The sequence below is a fragment of the Acinetobacter sp. 24-47-66 genome (genome assembly GCF_056779755.1).
Genome location: NZ_JBWYIL010000016.1, coordinates 1 through 19,998, shown reverse-complemented (window position 1 = coordinate 19,998; position 19,998 = coordinate 1). Strand labels below are relative to the sequence as shown.

Below are 19,998 nucleotides of genomic sequence, written 5' to 3'. Positions count from 1 at the left end.
ATATATGAGAAAAAAGAACCGATCTTTATCGGTTCTTTAGTCTATGCTGTCACACAGTAAATGAAATACTTTAGACTAAAGTCTATAATTGTCATGGAATGAAATTAGGCTGAGTCCCAATGGATTTAATTCAAGTAAATGGTCAACCGCGCTATGGGCGTTTTACAGAATTGCCAAGCGCAATTTCTGTTTCAAAATATATTTATAAAACGCCATATGGCAAAGTGCTCAAAGGGTGGAGAAAAAAACTTAAATATAAGAAATTTAAGTTTTGTAGTATCCAACATGAGCATTACAGCATTGGGATGGCTATCGTCGATATCGCTTGGGCGGGACATGGTTTTATCTATATTTATGACCATAATACCGGACAAGTCGTCGAGTGGAATGCGATTAATGTATTGGCACACAGTACGGTTCTAGATGAACAGCCACTATTTAATCATAGCCATTTTAAACATGGAAAAATCCAACTCGATATTCAACATGCCAATGGTGTTCGTTATATCAAAGTGATCAAACATGGTGAAGAAAAACTGTCTGCACGTATCTTTTGTGCTGGAACAGATCCTTTGTCGATGTGCAGTCCTACTGGAATTAATGGTTGGACCTATACTCAGAAACTAACTACATTGGCCGTTGAAGGGTATTTCATTAATAAACAAAAAGAAAAAATTGAATTTAACTCACGAACTTTTGCTTCGCTTGATGATACTTGCGGTTTTCTAAGACCTGAAACGGCTTGGTTTTGGCTATCTTCAAATTTTTGGGATGCGCAAGGAAACCGTGTGGGTTTGAATCTTGCCTCTGGCGTGAATGAAAGTTTTGGGAATGAAAACTGTTTGTGGATTAATGGACGCCTTTATGCGTTGACGGATGTTCTTTTTGAAATGCAAAATGATCAGATGTGGACCATACGATCTATGGATGACAAATTACAATTGACCATTGAAACAGGCTGGCGCCGTTATGAAAATCTTAATCTTAGAATGGTAGGCAGCCAGTTCAGTCAGTGGCAATCTAAAATTACGGGTTTTATTATTTCAGATGATGGTCAGCATATTGAGCTTAATCAAGAGTATGGACTATTAGAGCAACATTACGCTAAATGGTAATGGCGTCATAACAACAAAAAAGTCCGATTGATCGGACTTTTTTTACATTCTTTTTTATATCGCAGCTTGCCAAAAAGCTTCACCTGCTTGAATTGGATCTTGAGTTTCAGCGAGCGTATCAACCCAAACTTGGTATTGATGAATAATAGGGTGTTGGTTTGGGTGAAAATCAGGTTTAAACCAGTCTAAATATTCTCGTTTTTTTGCCGTTAAAATGCCATCTTTTCCAAGCAACCATTTCAAGCCTTGAGCAAACATTTTTAACCTTTCAATTCGAGTAAAACCATCTTGTTTGAGAAGTCCATGTGTTCTTTGCATGGTAAATCCAAACATCATAAGCGTAACTAAAACCAAGGCGGTATAACGTGTAAGGTTTGAAGTCTGCGCTACCTCGATCATAACATCATAAGCAACATCGCGATGTTCCATTTCTTCAATACTATGCCATGCAAATAAACCACGGACAAAAGGATGTGCATGGGCCATCGTACTTTTATGACTGAAAAAGGTCGTTGCCATTAAAGCGGTTAAGTGTTCGCATGAAGCGGTGATCGCAATATTAAAACGATCAGGATACCTTTTTAACGCATGTTTGAAACGTTGATTGACTTGATGAATATATTTTTCAATCGGCATACCTTGCTCAATTAAAATTTTATTCATTTTGTCATGGGCAATACCGTGTTGCGCTTCTTGTTGAATAAAGTCTTTCACACGTTTGGCTAAGACAGGATCTTGAATATGCGGTTGAAATAGTCGGACACACTGTATGAAATATCGTTCTCCATCTGGAAATGTCAAACTCAAAGCATCAAATACACGTGTTTTAAAAGGATCGTTGTTAAACCAAAATCGTGGTACTTCGTTGAGTCGGAAATCAAGGTGCTTACGAATCACTGGATGGTATGTGGTAATTGCATTCATTTTATTTTATCACTTATGCAGAAAGAACAAGTATGTAAAAAAATCACATTGAGGTCATTATCTCTACAGGACAAAAGAAGAGAGAGAAGGAGATTAAAACTGTAAGTAATGTCGGCTAAATCATCTGAATAAAAATGATCCAGCCGGCAATAGGAATATTATCGAGCTGCTTGCCAGAATGCTTCACCAGCTTGAATTGGATCATTGGTCTCGGCTAATGTTTTTACCCAGACATCATATTGGGCAATCACAGGATGTTGGCTTGGATGGAAGTCTTTTTTAAACCAATCTAGGTATGGACCTTTCATTCTCGTTAACATGCCATTTCGACCGATAAACCATGGAAGTCCTTTGACGGTCATTTTGAAACGGTCTAAACGACTAAATCCGTCATACTTCAACATGATATTGGCACGATAAGTTGTAAATCCAAGCATCATGAAAGTTGTAAATGCCAAAGCAAATTGTCGAGTAAGTTCTGGAACATCACCGACTTGTTTCATGACATCAAAAGCCACATCACGATGCTCCATCTCTTCGATAGCATGCCATGCTAAAAGCGCGCGCACATAGGGGTGAGCATCTTCAAGGGTTGCTTTTTGACTATAAAAAGTATCAGCCATTAATGCAGTTAAGTGTTCGGCTGCAGCAGTCATGGCAATATTGTATTGAGGTGAATGACGTGTCAGTTCGAATTTAAAAATTTTGTTAAGAACCTTAATAAATTGATCGACAGGCATACCTTGATCTTTCATGACCTGATTCATCTTGTCATGCGCAATTCCATGCTGTGCTTCTTGTCGAATAAAATCTGCGACTCGTTTTTGTAATTCAGGGTCTTTGATTTTATCTCTAAATAATCGAACTGATTCAATGAAGTAGCGCTCTCCGTCTGGGAAAGTTAGACTCAATGCATCAAACATACGGGTTTTGAATGGATCTCCACCAAACCAAAAACGAGGAATTTCTGAGAGCTTGAAATTGAGATTCGTGCGTACGACAGGATCAACCTGATATTTTACCAATGCGTTCATCTTATTTTCATTCATCCGCTTTAGATCGTTTAAGTATGTATGGCATTGGTCTGATTGTTTTGACAGTACTTGCCATTTTTTATACATTTTACGACAAATGAAAATGAATAAAGTCAATTTTGCCTAAAGGAATAGTGCATCGTGAAAGATATTCAAATACCCAATGGATATTTCCATTTATGGCAAACATTTATTCAAGTGAAACAGCTCGATAAAGAGATAAAGACTGCATTAAATCAGGATGTTGATACGCTGAATAAGATTTTGGCAGCACCGATTGCCATGCAATCCTCTTATTCTTTTTTCTTAAAACTTAATTCTCTCACGCAGGTTTATTTGAATCGCGCCAATTATATTTTTGAAATGGCTCAATATGTGAAACCTGAGCATTTTGGTGTGCTTGGATATATGGCGACACGAAGTGAGACGGTGGCGGAAGCACTGAACTATATTTTAAGATTTAGCCGCTTGGTGATTGATGGTGAAGAGATTACACCCATGCAGATTCACCAGAACGGTGAAATACTGATTTTAAGCTGGCCGTTTATTTGTGATGACTATAATTTTATCAATGAGCTGACGAATGCCATGATGGTTTCATTGGCAAAGCAAATATTAGTGCACGATACCTTTCCACTGTATAAAGTGATCATGGCGCATGAAGCTATCGCACCATTGTATGAATATCAAAAGTTCTATGGTTGTCAGGTAGAGTTCAGCCAAGTTGAATATCAGTTTCAAATTCGCACGCAGGGGTTGCAGCTAAAACCCCAACAAGCAGATCCTTCACTTATGCAATTGTTGGTTCAACAAGCGGAAGAGGCGATTGCATCAAAACCCGTGCAATCGAGTCTTGATCGGCAACTCCACTTAATTATTGCTGAGTATTTGCGTATTCGTCACGAAGCGCCAAAGATTGAAGATATTGCGACAGAATTATGTTTGTCGGTGAGGACTTTGCAACGACAATTAAAAGATCGCGGAACATCATTTAAACGCATACTTGAGCAAGAACGGATGTCACAATGTGAGCGCCTATTAAATCAGGGGCTAGAGTTAACGGATATCGCCGTGCAACTCGGTTACTCAGATCAGTCTGCGCTTGCTAGAGCATTTAAAATGTATAATGGAATAACGCTGTTGCAGTTTAAAAAACAACTTAAACAACGTCCAATTCATCGTCATAATCTAAGTTAGAACATGAAAAATAAAAAAGGTAAGCATCTAGCTTACCTTTAAAGACTCTATTTTTATGCCAGTCTAAATTTGATTCATCTGTATTTTGGGATATCTAAAAGCAATGGAGAGTATAGCAATCACCGCTAAGATCCAACAGTAATAAACGTTTTGGATCATTTCCATTGGCGATAATTTTGCAATTGAACACGCCAATAATAATTGTGCGCCAAACGGAATTAAGCCTTGAACAACACAAGAAAAAATATCCAACAAAGCAGCCGAGCGTTTTGGGTCAACACCATATTCTTTAGCAACTTCACGTGCCATATCGCCAGATAGAATAATGGCAACCGTATTATTTGCCACAAAGAAATTAGACAAGATTACCAGAAGGCAGATTCCGATTTCACCAGCTCTTTGCGTTCCCACTTTGAATAAACGCGTAAGTTGATAAATGCGTTGTATTAGCCACTCTAAGCCACCTTCTTTTCGCATAATGGCTGAAATACCACCGAGTAACATTGAAAGCAATGCGACTTCAAACATGCCCAAAAAGCCATCGTAAATCGCATTATTTAATTTAAGTAGGTTAAAGTCAGGGGCTTGAATCAGACCGACGAGTCCAGACATAACAATGCCCAGCATAAGTACAGCCAACACATGTAATCGGCTAAAAGCCAAAGTAAATACGGCTAAATAAGGCAAAATCAGCCAAAAATTATAGTCATTGAAAGAAATTTGTTGCGTATCACGACTCATCACAAAATAAATCAAAATCGTGAAAAGCGCTGCTGGTACTGCAATCCATACATTGACTTTAAATTTATCCTTTAGTTCTACACGTTGGCTACGAGTTGCAGCGATAGTGGTATCTGAAATCATAGACAAGTTATCACCAAACATGGCTCCTCCAACCACAGCACCAATCGCAACAACAGGATTTATATCGGTGACTTGAGTGAAGCCAAATGCGATCGGTGCACAAGCAGCGATAGTACCCATCGAGGTTCCCATCGCGGTAGCAATAAATGCTGAAATAACAAAGAGCATTGGCAGGACAAAAGCCGAAGGAATGAGAGATAAACCTAATTGTACTGTTGCATCAACACTACCAATGGCGCTACTAATACTGGCAAAAGCACCTGCCAGCATAAAGACCATAAACATTAAAATAAGATTAGGATGGCTTGCCCCACGGAGAAACTCATCTATACCTGTGTTTAATTTGCCACGATAAAGTAATACCGCAAGAATGAGGGCAGGGATAGCAGCAATGGGTGCTTTAATTTGGTAGAAGGCAAACTCAGTGCCAATCAGAGTGTGATAAATACCGCTGCCCAAAAAAATGGCTAAAAACACAATAAGCGGTAGAAGGGCAAGCGCTCGCGGAGAAGCTTTGCCTGGGGAGATTGTGGTCATAACATAAGAAATAAAAGAGTAAGCATGTATAGTATAGAACAGCTTTGGCTAATTCAGAAAAGTTAAAATGTAAGTGCTAAGCTATTTGTTTTTAAACATTTTTAATCAATAAACATAAGTTCATATAAATATTCATGATTTAGAAAAAACAGAAAAAATCGAGCTTTTTGATCATTGTTAAAAAAATCAAAACATTGATAAATATGCACTTGGAATACTTAACTGAAAAGAGTGTTTGGTGCTTTTCATCACACTCTGTTCAATGAGTAAAAAATAGCGTTACAATGGGCCGTCTTGTATTTTACAAAACCAACTCCTCAATTCTATACAATTCAAGGAAAGTACATCCCTATGTCACGTTTAGCCACACGATTTGCACAGCTTAAATCTCAACAGCGTAAGGCTCTAGTTTCTTATGTCATGGCAGGTGACCCTCATCCACACGTAACGGTTCCTTTGTTACATCAAATGGTGGAAGCAGGTGTGGATGTAATTGAACTTGGCTTACCATTTTCAGATCCAATGGCCGATGGTCCAGTGATTGCACTTGCGGCTGAGCGTGCATTGGCAGCCGGTACAAATACATTGGATGCATTGGAAATGGTCAAGCAATTCCGTGAAAAGGACACAGATACACCAGTGGTGTTGATGGGTTATTTGAATCCTGTAGAAGTCATTGGATATGAGAAATTTGTATCAACTGCTCATGACTGTGGTGTGGACGGTATTCTGTTGGTGGACTTACCACCTGAAGAAGCACAAGCGCTCGATGTTGTCTTGAAAAAGTTTGATATGGATCAGATCTTCTTGTTGGCGCCAACATCTACAGATCAACGTATTCAACATGTCGCTAATCATGCGAGTGGTTTTATTTATTACGTGTCTTTGAAGGGTGTAACAGGTGCAGCGACTTTAGATGTGAATGAAGCTGCTCAACGCATCGAAAAAATTAAGTCGATGACGGATGTACCTGTTGGTGTAGGTTTTGGTATTAGTGATGCAGCCTCTGCAAAAGCAATCGGAAGCGCAGCGGATGCGGTCATTGTTGGTAGTGCTTTTGTTAAACCATTTGCACAGACAACTCCTGATCAAGCAGTTGAACAGGCGGTCAATAAAGTCAAGGAGCTTCGAGCAGCGCTCGATGAGTTAGTATGAATCAAGAAGTTAAATCAGGGAAAACTTTAGCACCTGTAACACCTTGGACAGATCGTTCAGTACCAGGTATTCAAATCCCTGATCAACAGCAATCGTTAAAAGCGACGTTTACTGAGCCTACGATTGAATGTCCAGAATGTCATGCTCTGGTGACTCGTACGGCGATGTCTTTCAATGCTTATGTTTGTCCTCAATGTGATGAGCATTTAAAAATGAAAGCACGTGACCGTTTAAATTGGTTCTTTGATCAAACCGCAAAAGAATTAGGTCAAGAGTTTGTTGCAAAAGACCCACTCAAGTTTGTGGATAGCAAAGCTTATCCTGTGCGTATGAAAGAAGCACAAGAGAAAACTGGCGAAACTGAAGCACTCGTGGTGATGGAAGGACAAATCAAAGGTTTATCTTTAATCGCTTGTGCATTTGAATTTGATTTCATGGGCGGTTCGATGGGTACTGTAGTTGGTGATCGATTTGTACAAGCAGCAGAGCGTGCGATTGAAACCAAACAGCCAATGATTTGTTTTGCTGCCTCTGGTGGTGCTCGTATGCAAGAAGGAATGTTATCTTTAATGCAAATGGCACGTACATCAGCTGCGATTCAAAAAATGAAAGATGCTCGTATTCCGTACATTGTTGTATTAACTCATCCAGTATATGGTGGTGTGACCGCATCTTTAGCCATGTTGGGTGATGTGCATATCGCTGAGCCTAAAGCAATGATTGGTTTCGCTGGTAAACGTGTCATTGAACAGACTGTACGCGAAAAGTTAGAAGAGCCGTTTCAACGTGCTGAATTCTTGCTTGATCATGGTGTAGTCGATCAAATTGTTCATCGTCACGCATTACGTGATACAGTTTATCGTATCGTAGCGAAATTGATGAATTTGCCTTGAACCTCACTGCTCCACTCAGTACAGATAATTTACAAACATGGCTCGATTATTGGAGCCATGTTCACGTTACAGGAATTGATTTAGGGCTTGAACGCGTCATTCCTGTGGCTGAAAAATTGGGCGTTACACACCCGCAAGCGAAAGTCATTACTGTCGCTGGTACGAATGGTAAGGGTTCAACAACCACAACCTTAGCTTCTATTCTGAATGCTCAAGGATATCAAGTCGGTTTGTATCAATCTCCGCATATCTATCGTTTCAATGAGCGTGTAAAACTCGCAGGTCAGGAAGTTTCAGATGAGCTTCTGATCGAAGCATTTGTTCAAGTTGATCAAGCACGACGTGAATGTGATTTAAGTTTATCTTTTTTTGAAGCAACAACCCTTGCAGCTTTTGTCATCTTCAAACAACAGAAATGTGATGTTTGGGTATTGGAAGTTGGACTTGGGGGACGTTTGGATGTTGTGAATGTCGTTAATCCAAATGTTGCGGTCATTACCAATATTGGATTGGATCACACAGATTGGCTGGGTGACACCATTGAAAAAATTGCTTTTGAGAAAGCGGGTATTATTCGTCCAGATATTCCAGTCATTTTTGGTGGGCAACAAATACTTCCAACATCAATTCAGGATAAAGTCATTGCATGTAATGCGACGCTGTCATGTCTAAATCAGGATTATTTTTATCAAGCAAATGGTGATGGTAAAACTTGGACATTTTCAAGTTCAGCACTGACCTTAAAATTACCATGTGGTCAGTTGGCCCTAGATAATGTTTCAACTGCCGTGGCTGCATTATTGGTCAGTGGATTGAAAATTTCTCAAACTGCACTAGAGCAGGGCATTATTCAAGCACATTTACCAGGTCGATTTGAAATAAGGGAAATCGCAGGAAAAACAGTGATTTTCGATGCGGGACATAATCCGCATGGTGTAGAATTTTTGTTAAAGCAATTGCGAAATTATTTAGAATACAATAAACAGTACACAGAAGTTATCGCTGTGTTTTCGATGTTAGCGGATAAAGATATAGATTCAGTCGTTAATTTATTGAAAAACACGGTATTTATGTGGAAAATTGCGCCGATGGATGTGCCTCGTGCAGCACCATTACAACAATTAGAGTCAGCGCTTCAAGGTGAGACAGTACAACAGTATTCAAATGTACAGGTCGCATTTAAATCAGCACTTGAAGAAACAAAAAATAATCAGCTGATTTTGGTGTGTGGTTCGTTTCATACCTTAGAAGCGGTCTGGGAGTATTTAGAGAATGTCAATGAATAACAAACAACGCTGGATGGGTGGTGTTGTTTTATTGGGTGGTGGTGTTTTATTGGCAGCATTACTTCTAAAAGGCAAAGAAGAGATCCACCAAAATAATGTTGAACAACCGGTTGAAGCTGTTCAACAAAAAAAGAATGAACCTGAAGCAGTACAACTTCAACCTCTCACAGTTGATGTGGAAACTGAAAAGCGTTTACTTGAAGAGCAACGACGTGCTCGTGAGAAAGCTGTGGCAGAGCAAGAGGCTCGTGCTGCTGAATATTTAAGAATGCAACAAGAGGCCGAAGCTGAAGCCGCACGTCGCGCTGCTGAAGAATATGCTGCAATGAATGCTCGTCGAAACGCTGCTCAGCAAAGTTCAGACAATATTCCTCCTGAATTGGTTGAGGATGAAGCTGAAAAGCAAAAGCGTTTGGCTGAAGAAAAACGCATAGCTGAACAGAAGCGTTTAGCTGAGCAAAAAGAACAACAGGCGAAATCCTCAGAAGAACAAAAGCGTAAAGCCGAAGCAGAAAAACGTGCAGCTGAAAAGAAAGCAGCAGAGCAAAAAGCTGCTGAGGAAAAACGTAAAGCAGAAGAGGCGAAGAAGAAAGCTGAAGCTGATAAAAAAGCTGCAGAAGAGAAAAAACGCAAAGCTGCTGAAGAAGCGAAGAAAAAAGCTGAGGCAGAAAAAGCTCGTGATCTGCTGGAAAATGGAGATCGTCAATGGATGGTTCAAGTGGCATTGGCTGCGAATGAGGCGAATGCAGATGCGCTTGCGGCTAAGCTTCGTGCCAAAGGATATAAGGTAACGAAGAGTCCAACGTCGAAAGGTATTCGAATTATGGTTGGTCCATCTAAAGATCGTGATTCGGCAGATGCGTTACGTAAGAAAATTAACAGTGATGCAAGTTTAAATATGAAATCAGCATGGGTGATTGATTGGGTACCACTGGATAAGCGTCAATAGTTTCTTGCTTTGTTTTAGAAAAAAGGATTCAAACTATAATTTGAATCCTTTTTTAAATTAATATGTTAAAGAATATAAGCCATAATCAAAAAAAAAGCCTATCTGAGGATAGGCTGAACGCTGAAACTTGATGGCTCGTCAAAATTAATCAAGATCAGGTTGAGGTGTTAAACGTAGATAAGGTGTCACTGCCTTGTACCCTTTAGGGAAGCGTTGTTGAATTTCATTTTCGTCTTTAATAGAGGGAACAATCACAACATCTTCACCATGCTGCCAGTTTGCAGGGGTTGCCACTTTATAGTTATCTGTTAACTGTAATGAATCTATAACACGTAAAATTTCATGGAAATTGCGACCAGTTGACGCTGGATACGTAATAATCAAGCGTACTTTTTTATTTGGATCAATGATCACAAGAGATCGGACGGTTAGGGTCTCGCTGGCATTGGGATGGATGAAATCATATAAAGTCGAAACTTTACGATCCTGATCAGCAATGATTGGGAAATTTACCGTGGTAGATTGAGTTTCATTGATATCTTTAATCCAACCATGATGTGATTCAACATCATCTACAGAGAGAGCAATCGCTTTAACATTACGTTTTTCAAACTCGTCTTTTAGTTTTGCTGTAAAACCTAATTCCGTCGTACATACGGGAGTGTAGTCGGCAGGGTGTGAAAATAAAACTCCCCAATGATCTCCTAGAAAATCATAAAAATTAATTACTCCTTCACTTGATTGCTGTTCAAAGTCTGGAGTGGTGTCACCTAAACGTAATGCCATATATACCTCTATTCTTATCAAAACCTTAATGTGCTGAAATTAATATGGCGGAAACTATTTATAATTAAAAATAGTGTTTTTTTATTTGGTTATGAAAAAAACAGATTTGTTTCACTCTCTGGAGGCGAATAAACGTTCATAAATTTGAATTTGAACGATATATATTTCTGATCAAATTTGCTACATTAACTCGCCGTTGCTCATGCGTCATGGAAAATAATCCAGAAATTTTTTGATTGCATTTGTTTAAAACCCTTGTACTTCAAATTTCTAGCACCATAATAACGTTTGAGAAAAATCATTTTGATAAGTAAGTTTTAGAGAGTCTATATGTTGGCAAGTCTGATCGGAGGAATCTTCGGTACTAAAAACGAGCGCGAATTGAAGCGTATGCGTAAAATTGTCGAGAAGATCAATGCGCTCGAGCCGACGATATCTGTGTTAAGTGATGCAGACTTATCTGCAAAAACAGAAGAATTCAAACAACGTTATAAAAACGGCGAAAGTCTTGATCGCTTGTTACCAGAAGCTTTCGCGGTATGTCGTGAAGCTGGTAAGCGTATTATGGGTATGCGTCATTATGACGTACAGTTGATTGGTGGTATTACCCTACATGAAGGTAAAATTGCAGAAATGCGTACAGGTGAAGGTAAAACCCTAATGGGTACTTTGGCTGTATATTTAAATGCAATTAGTGAACAAGGTGTTCACGTTATTACTGTCAATGATTATCTGGCGCAACGTGATGCTGAGTTAAACCGTCCACTTTATGAATTTTTGGGATTATCTGTTGGGGTGATTTACTCCATGCAGAATCCTGTCGAAAAAGCAGAAGCTTATCGAGCAGACATTACCTACGGTACAAACAACGAATTTGGTTTCGACTATCTTCGTGACAATATGGTGTTCTCATTAGCCGAGAAAAAACAACGTGGTCTTGCCTATGCGATTATCGATGAGGTTGACTCAATCTTAATTGACGAAGCACGTACTCCACTTATTATTTCGGGTCAAAGCGAAGATTCCTCACAACTTTACGCGGCAATGAATGCGATTCCGCCAAAGTTACATGCTCAAAAAGAAGAAAAAGTTGCAGATGGTGGACACTTCTGGATCGATGAAAAACAACGTTCAGTCGAAATTACAGAAGCTGGTTTTGAAGCCATTGAAAGTGAACTTATTGCGATGGGTTTATTGGCAGAGGGTGAAAGTCTATATTCTGCAGCCAACTTAAATCTTGTTCATCATGTCACAGCTTCTATTCGTGCACATTACTTGTATCATCGTAACGTGCATTATATCGTCCATGACGGTGAAGTGATTATTGTCGATGAAAATACAGGTCGTACGATGCCTGGTCGTCGTTGGTCTGAAGGTTTGCATCAAGCGGTAGAAGCAAAAGAAGGTTTAGAGATTCAACCTGAAAACCAAACGCTTGCAACGACCACATTCCAAAACTATTTCCGTTTATACCGTAAACTTTCAGGTATGACAGGTACAGCAGATACTGAAGCTGCTGAAATGAAAGAAATTTATGGCTTAGATGTGGTGTTGATTCCAACCCATCGTCCAATGATTCGTAAAGATCTGAATGACTTAATTTATTTGAATCGTAATGGTAAATACAATGCGATTATTGAAGAAATTAAGAAAATTCATGAAGCTGGTGTTGCACCGATTTTGATTGGTACGGCAACAATTGAAGCTTCTGAAATCTTATCGGATAAACTGAAAGAAGCGGGTATCGCACACGAAGTGCTGAATGCCAAACAGCATGAGCGTGAAGCGGATATTATTGCACAAGCTGGCTCTCCACGTGCCGTGACTATTGCGACCAACATGGCAGGGCGTGGTACGGATATCTTGCTCGGTGGTAACTGGAAAGCGAAACTGGCGAAAATTGAAAATCCAACTCCTGAAGATGAAGCACGTTTAAAAGCAGAATGGGAACAAAATAACCAACTGGTGCTGAATTCTGGTGGTTTACACATTATTGGTTCTGAACGTCATGAATCTCGTCGTATTGATAACCAATTACGTGGTCGTTCAGGTCGTCAAGGTGATCCAGGTGTTTCGCGTTTCTTCTTATCGTTAGAAGATGATTTGATGCGTATCTTTGCAGGTGATCGTGTCGTCGCAATGATGCGTGCAATGGGTCTGCAAGAAAATGAAGCCATTGAACATAAAATGGTGTCTCGTTCGATTGAAAACGCCCAACGTAAGGTTGAAGCACGTAACTTCGATATTCGTAAGAACCTGTTGAAGTATGATGATGTAAATAATGAACAACGTAAAATTATATACTCACAGCGTGATGAAATTCTGGCAGAAAGTACATTGCAAGAATACATCGAGTCAATGCATGAAGAAGTGATGAAAGGGGTGATTGAAACGTATATCCCACCTGAATCAATTCATGATCAGTGGGATGTCCCAGGTCTTGAATCTGCATTACGCTCAGACTTTAATATTGATCTTCCTGTGCAGCAATGGTTGGATCAAGATCGTCGATTAGATGAAGAAGCATTAGCACGTCGTATTACTGATGAGGTTTTACAACGCTATCGTGCGCGTCGTGAACAAATGGGGGCTGAATCTGCAGCAGTGTTAGAACGAAACTTTATGTTAAGTTCTTTAGATCGCCACTGGAAAGATCATTTAGCAGCGATGGATTATTTACGTCAAGGTATTCATTTACGCGGTTATGCGCAAAAGAATCCTGAGCAGGAATATAAGAAAGAAGCATTTAATCTGTTTGTAAATATGTTAGCTGTCATTAAGTCTGATGTTGTGACAGATCTTTCATTGGTGCGATTACCAACGCCTGAAGAGCTGGCAGAAATGGAAGCACAGCAGCAAGCTCAAGCTGAAGCGATGCAACTTTCACTTTCTCATGCTGAAGTTGATGGTTTAACAGGTGAGCAAACAGTTAATACTCAAGAATTGGATCAGAATGAAGTTGAGATTACGCCACCTCAAAGCCGTAATGCACCTTGTCCATGTGGTTCTGGTTTAAAATACAAGCAGTGTCACGGTAAAATCTAAATTTCATGAAGCAGAACTTAGGTTCTGCTTTTTTTATTTTATTATAGTGCTTGGTCAGTTCATGTGAATAAGCATTGCCAATTTTCTCAGTTAATGCTATTTAATTTTGCATGATTGAATATATGGAAGCGACAATGAAAAAAATACTAAAACCGGCTTTATTTGCAGTTTTTGCTTTACCAGCTTTTGCATTTGCCAATACTGATACAAAAACTGTACCTCTAGCGAAAGTTCAAGCAGCTGCGGGTGTTACTCAAGCACAAACTGAAGTTAAAAATGACTCCACAACGGTGATAAGTCCACGCACTGGTATTCGTTATACACTTGGTAATACGGCTGGTCGACCAATTATTCTTCAAACAGCTGCAATAGCACCTGCAACACCAGCTACAGCAAATCGTATTGTTGCATCAAATCCAGCTCTTTCAAGTTCAAGTCAAGAAAAAGCAAAACAAGCTTTATTAGAACAAACTGTATCTAATTAATTTTAGAATTTCGTACTAAAGCCAGTCTTTGACTGGCTTTATTGTTTTTAGGGATCGAGATTTATTTCAAATCATTCAATTTCAATCAACCCTAATGCCTTATTCACTCGATTTTTTTTCTAATTTCTAATAAGCTTAGCCATCATTTTTTTTAATTCGGACAATCAAAAATGGCGGTGGGTGACGTATCAATGCCACAAATGCATGTGGTAAAGGGTGTAAGAATTGGCTCAGCAGAAGCGTATGTACGTTACCCAAATCGACGTGACTTGGTTGTATTTGAATTTGCACAAGGCACTCAAGTTGCAGGTGTATTTACCCAAAATGCTTTTTGCGCAGCGCCAGTACATATTTCAAAACTGCATTTGTCTCAAACAAATCCACGTTACCTTGTAATTAATACAGGCAATGCGAATGCAGGTACTGGTCCTACAGGTTTGAAAAATGCAAAGGACACTTGTGCTGAATTTGCCAAAATTGCTGGTGTAAATGAGAACGAAGTTTTGCCATTCTCAACAGGCGTAATTGGTGAACAATTACCCATGGAGCGTTTGATTGCTGGGTTAAAACCAGCATTTGAGAGTCTTGAAGATGATGTATGGCCTCAGGCAGCATCAGGTATTATGACGACGGATACTTTACCTAAGGGTGCTTCTGAACAATTTGAAATTGACGGGGTTGTTTATACAATGACGGGGATTTCAAAAGGTGCAGGAATGATCCGTCCTAATATGGCAACAATGTTGTCTTTCGTAGCGACAGACGCGCCTATTGCTCGTGAATTGGTTCAAAAACTATTAAAAACCACGGTTGAACAATCATTTAATCGCATCACGATTGATGGTGATACATCTACTAATGACTCTTGTATTTTTGCAGCAACTGGTCAAGCAGGTGGTGCTGAAATTACATCTAAAGAAGATGCTCGTTACTCTGTTGTTTTAGATGTACTTACACGTGTCATGAAGCGCTTGGCTCAGTTAATCGTTCGAGATGGTGAAGGTGCAACCAAATTTATAACTGTTTCAGTTGAAGGTGGTGCAAATACGCAAGAGTGTTGTGATATCGCTTACAGCATTGCACATTCACCTTTGGTAAAAACAGCGTTCTTTGCTTCTGACCCTAACTGGGGGCGTATCTTGGCTGCAATTGGTTATGCTGGGGTCCAAGATTTAAATGTCGACAAAATCCAAGTATGGTTAGATGATGTCCAGATCTGTAAAGATGGTGGTGCAGCGGCAGATTACACAGAAGAGGCTGGTGCTAAAGTGATGAATCAATCAGAAATTACTATTCGCGTTGATTTGGGCCGTGGTTCTGCCAAAGATACGGTTTACACCTGTGATTTGTCATATGATTATGTCAAGATCAACGCAGATTATCGTTCTTAAATAAATTAAGCCTCCCTGTTGAGGCTTTTTATTTATCAAATTTTAATGATTGGTCAAATCCAATCTGTGTGTAATTGCTTATATTTATAAGCGCTATGGATAGAGATGCAAATAATGAATGATGCAACCAATTTAATTGCAAATGATGCGAAAGCAATTGTTCAAGCTCATTTAGACCTGATTGATGAATCTAACAATCAAGATTTAACACCAGAGTTAAAGCAGCAAAAATTTGCTGAAATCCAAGCTGAATTGGAAAAGCGTAATGCGGTATTGGTTGCTCATTATTATTGTGATCCAGTCGTACAGGAGCTTGCGGAGCTGACTGGTGGTTGTGTTTCAGATTCACTTGAAATGGCACGTTTTGGGCGTGACCATGATGCGACAACACTCGTTGTGGCTGGTGTGAAGTTTATGGGTGAAACTTCTAAAATTTTATCACCTAACAAAACCATTTTAATGCCTACTTTAGAGGCAACTTGTTCACTCGATCTAGGTTGTCCTGTAGATGAGTTTAGCAAGTTCTGTGATGCTCATCCTAATCATACTGTTGTGGTTTATGCAAATACCTCAGCTGCGGTAAAAGCACGTGCAGATTGGGTGGTAACATCCAGTTGTGCTGTCGAAATTATTGAGCATTTAGATAGTTTAGGTGAAAAAATTATTTGGGCACCTGATCAGCATTTAGGACGTTACATTCAAAAGAAAACTGGAGCGGATATGTTGCTCTGGGATGGTTCTTGTATCGTACATGAAGAATTTAGAGCACGTGGCATCGCTCAGATGAAAGCCATCTATCCTGATGCTGCAGTTTTAGTCCATCCTGAATCTCCAGAATCGGTGATTGATGTTGCTGATGCAGTAGGAAGTACTTCGCAATTGATTAAGGCTGCAAAAGAACTACCGCATGAAACAATGATTGTTGCGACCGATCGCGGTATTTTTTATAAGATGCAGCAAATGGTGCCGAATAAGACTTTGATTGAGGCTCCTACGGCAGGTGAGGGAGCGACTTGTCGTTCTTGTGCACATTGTCCATGGATGGCAATGAATGAATTGGATGGCATTTTGCATGTTTTACGACATGGTGATCAGGAAGTGTATGTTGATCCCGCTTTAGCAGAGCGCGCTAAATTACCATTAGATCGAATGTTAAACTTTAGTGCGTCATTAAAGCGTTAATATTAGTCAAAATGCTTGATAAATATACATTTGAAGTGTTTTTTTGAATTTTTTTGAAGATAGGTGTTGACGTTATCCAGCGTCACGCCTAGAATGCACACCGTACCGAACGATACATCAAACGATAAGTTGAACGGTACAAAAGCTGAGATGAATCGGAGTATAGCACAGCCTGGTAGTGCACCTGGTTTGGGACCAGGGGGTCGTAGGTTCGAATCCTACTGCTCCGACCAATTCTTCAAGGCAAAGGTTTTCCAATGATCTCGCAATCATGGGTAATGCGCCTGTAGCTCAGTTGGATAGAGCATCCGCCTTCTAAGCGGATGGTCACAGGTTCGAATCCTGTCAGGCGCGCCATTGGTCGCTTGATTTTATAGAACCAAATTTTGTGATGGTGGATGTAGCTCAGTTGGTAGAGCCCCGGATTGTGATTCCGGTTGTCGCGGGTTCGAATCCCGTCATTCACCCCAACACAAACCGATGTAATCGGAGTATAGCACAGCCTGGTAGTGCACCTGGTTTGGGACCAGGGGGTCGTAGGTTCGAATCCTACTGCTCCGACCATTTATTTCATTATAAATGGTCAGATAAAAGATACCGCGTTAAGCGGTTTTTTTATGTCTGATTTTTGCTGTTAAAAAAAGATCCTATCAGGATCTTTTTTTGTTGAGTGTTTAAGGCACGATAATAACAGCAACGCGTCTATTTTCTGCATGGGCAGCGTCAGTATTTGCAGTATTAATAGGTTGGGTTGAACCGCGACCAATGGTTTGGATATGAGCTGGGTTAAAACCCTCCTCAATAAAAATAGTGCTTACGCTTCGGGCACGGCTTTCAGAAAGTTTAAAATTATAATCTGGATTGCCAATAAGATCGGTATGACCGACGATACGGACTTTCTTTAAATTGTACTTTTGTAGTTGTGCTGCGAGATGTTGAATCTGTTCACGATTTTTTTTAGAGATTTCAGCCTGATCGAAATCGAAAAGAAGTCGTTCGGGTAGTCCCAAACTCCAACCTTCCTCTGTGAGTACGAAACCTTGTTGTTTTAACATTTTTACTTGTTTATAGCTTAAAGATCCCATACCCAAGCATGCACTTAATCCTATACAAAGAATGCTCATGATAAAAAGTTTGAAACTACGATTGAGCATAGGTATTAATCCTCAGTAAAAACTCTATTGTTGAAATATGTGCCAATGATGTTTTAGATTCTTCGCTTTGTACATCGCTTGGTCTGCTTGAGAAATTAAGTCCTCTGGGTTATGAGCTTCTTTAGCCAAAGCAATACCAAGACTAAAACTAAAATGAATTGATTGTCCGTCATATTTTAAGGGTTCATCAGAACATTTTATAAGATTTTCGGCGATCGAAATTAAGTGATCCACCTGACTGACAGGACTTAGGATAATTGCAAATTCATCACCGCTTAATCTTGCGACAAAATCATTTTGACGAGTGTTTTGTTTTAATCGTTTAGCCATCTCTTTCAACACTTCATCCCCTACTAAATGACCATATTGATCGTTAATAGACTTAAATTTATTGTTATCTATAAAAATCAAAACAGTATTTTCACGTTTATCAGGCTGATCGAAAAGGCTACACAAAACTTTATAAAAGTAATGTCGGTTTGGTAATTGTGTTAATTCATCATGTTGTACTTGATAATTAAGCTGAGTATTTTCAGACTGTAACTGATTGTGCCAAGATTGAATTTCTTCTAATAGTTGATTAAATACTGAGTTTAGATGATGAAATTCTTGAATATCATTTTTTGGAAAGCGGAGATTATATGCTTTTTGTTGACTCACTAATTGTGCTGTATGAATAATTGGTGATATAGAATTCATAATATGACGATAGGTTGCATTAACCGACCACCATAAGGCGAAAATCATAAAAAGCATACCTAAAATCAAGGCTAAGCAAATCTTGATAATGAATAAAATGATATCTTGAGAACTGCCGAATAGATGAAGCTCACCGACCAATTGTCCATTGTGGGTAACTTCAATTTGAATCGGCTTAGAAAAAAATAATCCATCAAACCAAGTTTGAAGTTCTGAATGGCGATCTATCAGTTTGCTGCTTTCAGTGATTTTAACTTTATTGCTATCCAATACTTGGATAAGGCGAATTGAGTGTTGTTGTGTGTACTCGTGTAAAATATTGTCTAAAGTGTATTTATCTTGGAAAACAAGAGCAGGTTGAATGCGTTCCGCAATTGTGCGACTCACTAAGGTTAAGTTTTGATTGGCGTATGATTTCACCGTAAAAATTGAAATCGTTGCAAAAATTAAAGTGCAGATCAAAAAAGTAATCGCAAAAATTAAAAATTGTGATCTTCTAAATAGTGATTGGAGTGAAGTTAATCCAAAAAATTTATCAATCATCTGAATTACTCCATGTTCTGTGCAAGAAGTAATACACGAGGATCAACGTGGATTTTGGTTTTTGCAAGACTGTCTAAATTGACTTTAAATTTTGTAATACCTGCTTTATTGCTATAGAGACAGAAAACACTTCCAACCTCGCAATCTTCATTATTTGTTGAAAATGAGAGAATTGATTTCTTTAGTGATTCTCCGATGAGCTTTTGTTCGACTGTTGGAGAAGATTTAGAGAAAAATATAACATCACAATTGGTCTTGTTTAATTCGTAATCATGAATATTTTGTGCTTTGATCTTTGAATTTTGCTTTAGAATTATTTGATTAAACTCTGCTAATGCCACAGTGTTATCAATTAGACATAAATCTGGTTGTGGAGATGAAATTTTGGCATAGCTCAAAATAGATAGAGTCATTTGATAAATGTTCTGGTTGGAATTGGCATGGCTAAAGCTGCACATCAAAAGCAGTAGGGAGATCAATACGGCTTTTTTGATTTTAAATATAGCCATTTAGTAACATAGTTCTAGTCAGTTAAATAATAGAGACTATTCTAATCTAATTTTAATAAAGTTAAAGTGTTCGATTTTTTATCGATATCATACTGAATGATGTGAATTTGATTATTAAATACCCACTCAATACTCATAATTTAAAAAAATACTAAAATATTTAAAAAAGAGGTTGCATTGGGAGAGGAATGCTGTAGAATGCACATCCATCGGCGGTGATGTTGATTAAAACTTGTTGAAAAACAAGGAT

Annotated in this window: 17 protein-coding genes and 4 tRNA genes; 14 read left to right on the top strand and 7 right to left on the bottom strand. The window is 39.0% G+C overall.

Going from position 1 to position 19,998, the window contains the following annotated elements; translation table 11 throughout:
- The first annotated feature begins 119 nt into the window (after positions 1–119).
- Positions 120–1,115 (top strand): DUF2804 domain-containing protein, encoded by a 996-nt coding sequence (locus AC1M84_RS12520; RefSeq protein ID WP_481595099.1) that lies wholly within the window; start codon positions 120–122, stop codon positions 1,113–1,115.
- 54 nt (positions 1,116–1,169) lie between these two features.
- On the opposite strand, the gene AC1M84_RS12515 is transcribed toward AC1M84_RS12520, so the two are convergent.
- A complete protein-coding gene (locus tag AC1M84_RS12515; protein ID WP_481594018.1) occupies positions 1,170–2,039 on the bottom strand; it encodes a metal-dependent hydrolase in 870 nt (289 codons plus the stop codon).
- A 158-nt stretch (positions 2,040–2,197) separates the two neighbouring features.
- Positions 2,198–3,073, bottom strand: a complete 876-nt coding sequence (locus tag AC1M84_RS12510; RefSeq protein WP_481594019.1) for a metal-dependent hydrolase — start codon at positions 3,071–3,073, stop codon at positions 2,198–2,200.
- A gap of 141 nt (positions 3,074–3,214) precedes the next feature.
- On the opposite strand from AC1M84_RS12510, the gene AC1M84_RS12505 reads away from it, so the two are divergent.
- Positions 3,215–4,270, top strand: coding sequence for an AraC family transcriptional regulator (locus AC1M84_RS12505; RefSeq protein ID WP_481587987.1), 1,056 nt, complete (start codon positions 3,215–3,217; stop codon positions 4,268–4,270).
- 63 nt (positions 4,271–4,333) lie between these two features.
- Here the strand turns inward: AC1M84_RS12505 and AC1M84_RS12500 are convergent, their stop codons facing one another.
- Positions 4,334–5,671, bottom strand: a complete 1,338-nt coding sequence (locus AC1M84_RS12500) for a Na+/H+ antiporter NhaC family protein (protein ID WP_481594020.1) — start codon at positions 5,669–5,671, stop codon at positions 4,334–4,336.
- 351 nt (positions 5,672–6,022) lie between these two features.
- Here AC1M84_RS12500 and trpA point away from each other — a divergent pair, with 351 nt between their 5' ends.
- Genes trpA through AC1M84_RS12480 form a run of 4 tightly spaced genes read left to right on the top strand, consistent with a single transcriptional unit; the run spans position 6,023 to position 9,954 of the window.
- The gene (gene trpA / locus AC1M84_RS12495; RefSeq protein ID WP_481594021.1) at positions 6,023–6,826 is read left to right on the top strand and encodes a tryptophan synthase subunit alpha; all 804 of its coding nucleotides are present in this window, start codon (positions 6,023–6,025) and stop codon (positions 6,824–6,826) included.
- Positions 6,823–7,719: an acetyl-CoA carboxylase, carboxyltransferase subunit beta gene (accD, locus tag AC1M84_RS12490; RefSeq protein WP_481595098.1), complete on the top strand. Its 897-nt coding sequence runs from the start codon at positions 6,823–6,825 to the stop codon at positions 7,717–7,719. Before trpA ends, accD begins: the two co-directional genes overlap by 4 nt.
- A complete protein-coding gene (gene folC, locus AC1M84_RS12485; protein WP_092768531.1) occupies positions 7,716–9,005 on the top strand; it encodes a bifunctional tetrahydrofolate synthase/dihydrofolate synthase in 1,290 nt (429 codons plus the stop codon). The genes accD and folC overlap by 4 nt, the downstream gene beginning before the upstream one ends.
- Positions 8,992–9,954 carry an SPOR domain-containing protein gene (locus AC1M84_RS12480; protein ID WP_481587984.1) on the top strand — a complete coding sequence of 321 codons (963 nt, stop codon included), beginning with the start codon at positions 8,992–8,994 and terminating at the stop codon, positions 9,952–9,954. Before folC ends, AC1M84_RS12480 begins: the two co-directional genes overlap by 14 nt.
- Before the next feature lie 144 nt (positions 9,955–10,098).
- On the opposite strand, the gene AC1M84_RS12475 is transcribed toward AC1M84_RS12480, so the two are convergent.
- A complete protein-coding gene (locus AC1M84_RS12475) occupies positions 10,099–10,740 on the bottom strand; it encodes a peroxiredoxin (RefSeq protein WP_092768535.1) in 642 nt (213 codons plus the stop codon).
- Between the two features lie 330 nt (positions 10,741–11,070).
- On the opposite strand from AC1M84_RS12475, the gene secA reads away from it, so the two are divergent.
- The 8 genes from secA to AC1M84_RS12435 all read left to right on the top strand — a co-directional run bounded on the left by secA (position 11,071) and on the right by AC1M84_RS12435 (position 17,407).
- Positions 11,071–13,785 carry a preprotein translocase subunit SecA gene (secA, locus tag AC1M84_RS12470; protein WP_092768537.1) on the top strand — a complete coding sequence of 905 codons (2,715 nt, stop codon included), beginning with the start codon at positions 11,071–11,073 and terminating at the stop codon, positions 13,783–13,785.
- A gap of 134 nt (positions 13,786–13,919) precedes the next feature.
- Positions 13,920–14,270, top strand: a complete 351-nt coding sequence (locus AC1M84_RS12465) for a hypothetical protein (protein ID WP_092768561.1) — start codon at positions 13,920–13,922, stop codon at positions 14,268–14,270.
- A 170-nt stretch (positions 14,271–14,440) separates the two neighbouring features.
- Positions 14,441–15,661, top strand: coding sequence for a bifunctional glutamate N-acetyltransferase/amino-acid acetyltransferase ArgJ (gene argJ, locus AC1M84_RS12460; RefSeq protein WP_035267912.1), 1,221 nt, complete (start codon positions 14,441–14,443; stop codon positions 15,659–15,661).
- A gap of 114 nt (positions 15,662–15,775) precedes the next feature.
- Positions 15,776–16,843 (top strand): quinolinate synthase NadA, encoded by a 1,068-nt coding sequence (gene nadA / locus AC1M84_RS12455; protein WP_481595113.1) that lies wholly within the window; start codon positions 15,776–15,778, stop codon positions 16,841–16,843.
- A 156-nt stretch (positions 16,844–16,999) separates the two neighbouring features.
- Positions 17,000–17,076 (top strand) — tRNA-Pro (locus AC1M84_RS12450).
- 47 nt (positions 17,077–17,123) lie between these two features.
- Positions 17,124–17,200: transfer RNA gene (locus AC1M84_RS12445), tRNA-Arg, on the top strand.
- A gap of 37 nt (positions 17,201–17,237) precedes the next feature.
- A tRNA-His gene (locus AC1M84_RS12440) sits at positions 17,238–17,313 on the top strand.
- A gap of 17 nt (positions 17,314–17,330) precedes the next feature.
- Positions 17,331–17,407: transfer RNA gene (locus AC1M84_RS12435), tRNA-Pro, on the top strand.
- A gap of 110 nt (positions 17,408–17,517) precedes the next feature.
- Here AC1M84_RS12435 and yfiB read toward each other — a convergent pair.
- From yfiB to yfiR, 3 genes are read right to left on the bottom strand one after another with little or no spacing between them, the layout of a single operon-like run.
- On the bottom strand, positions 17,518–17,997 hold the full coding sequence (yfiB, locus tag AC1M84_RS12430; RefSeq protein ID WP_035267906.1) for an outer membrane lipoprotein YfiB: 480 nt from the start codon (positions 17,995–17,997) through the stop codon (positions 17,518–17,520).
- A gap of 24 nt (positions 17,998–18,021) precedes the next feature.
- On the bottom strand, positions 18,022–19,239 hold the full coding sequence (dgcN, locus tag AC1M84_RS12425) for a diguanylate cyclase DgcN/YfiN (protein WP_481595097.1): 1,218 nt from the start codon (positions 19,237–19,239) through the stop codon (positions 18,022–18,024).
- A gap of 5 nt (positions 19,240–19,244) precedes the next feature.
- Positions 19,245–19,697: a regulatory sequestration protein YfiR gene (gene yfiR, locus AC1M84_RS12420; RefSeq protein ID WP_481595112.1), complete on the bottom strand. Its 453-nt coding sequence runs from the start codon at positions 19,695–19,697 to the stop codon at positions 19,245–19,247.
- Between the last annotated feature and the right edge of the window lie 301 nt (positions 19,698–19,998).

What these genes read in the sequence shown, in the direction of transcription:
- argJ (WP_035267912.1), top strand. Translation starts at nt 14,441, where the DNA reads ATGGCGGTGGGTGACGTATCAATGCCACAAATGCATGTGGTAAAGGGT.
- yfiB (WP_035267906.1), bottom strand. Translation starts at nt 17,997, where the DNA reads ATGCTCAATCGTAGTTTCAAACTTTTTATCATGAGCATTCTTTGTATA.
- nadA (WP_481595113.1), top strand. Translation starts at nt 15,776, where the DNA reads ATGAATGATGCAACCAATTTAATTGCAAATGATGCGAAAGCAATTGTT.
- AC1M84_RS12480 (WP_481587984.1), top strand. Translation starts at nt 8,992, where the DNA reads ATGTCAATGAATAACAAACAACGCTGGATGGGTGGTGTTGTTTTATTG.
- AC1M84_RS12515 (WP_481594018.1), bottom strand. Translation starts at nt 2,039, where the DNA reads ATGAATGCAATTACCACATACCATCCAGTGATTCGTAAGCACCTTGAT.
- AC1M84_RS12520 (WP_481595099.1), top strand. Translation starts at nt 120, where the DNA reads ATGGATTTAATTCAAGTAAATGGTCAACCGCGCTATGGGCGTTTTACA.
- accD (WP_481595098.1), top strand. Translation starts at nt 6,823, where the DNA reads ATGAATCAAGAAGTTAAATCAGGGAAAACTTTAGCACCTGTAACACCT.
- AC1M84_RS12510 (WP_481594019.1), bottom strand. Translation starts at nt 3,073, where the DNA reads ATGAACGCATTGGTAAAATATCAGGTTGATCCTGTCGTACGCACGAAT.
- AC1M84_RS12465 (WP_092768561.1), top strand. Translation starts at nt 13,920, where the DNA reads ATGAAAAAAATACTAAAACCGGCTTTATTTGCAGTTTTTGCTTTACCA.
- trpA (WP_481594021.1), top strand. Translation starts at nt 6,023, where the DNA reads ATGTCACGTTTAGCCACACGATTTGCACAGCTTAAATCTCAACAGCGT.
- yfiR (WP_481595112.1), bottom strand. Translation starts at nt 19,697, where the DNA reads ATGTGCAGCTTTAGCCATGCCAATTCCAACCAGAACATTTATCAAATG.
- AC1M84_RS12500 (WP_481594020.1), bottom strand. Translation starts at nt 5,671, where the DNA reads ATGACCACAATCTCCCCAGGCAAAGCTTCTCCGCGAGCGCTTGCCCTT.
- AC1M84_RS12475 (WP_092768535.1), bottom strand. Translation starts at nt 10,740, where the DNA reads ATGGCATTACGTTTAGGTGACACCACTCCAGACTTTGAACAGCAATCA.
- dgcN (WP_481595097.1), bottom strand. Translation starts at nt 19,239, where the DNA reads ATGATTGATAAATTTTTTGGATTAACTTCACTCCAATCACTATTTAGA.
- secA (WP_092768537.1), top strand. Translation starts at nt 11,071, where the DNA reads ATGTTGGCAAGTCTGATCGGAGGAATCTTCGGTACTAAAAACGAGCGC.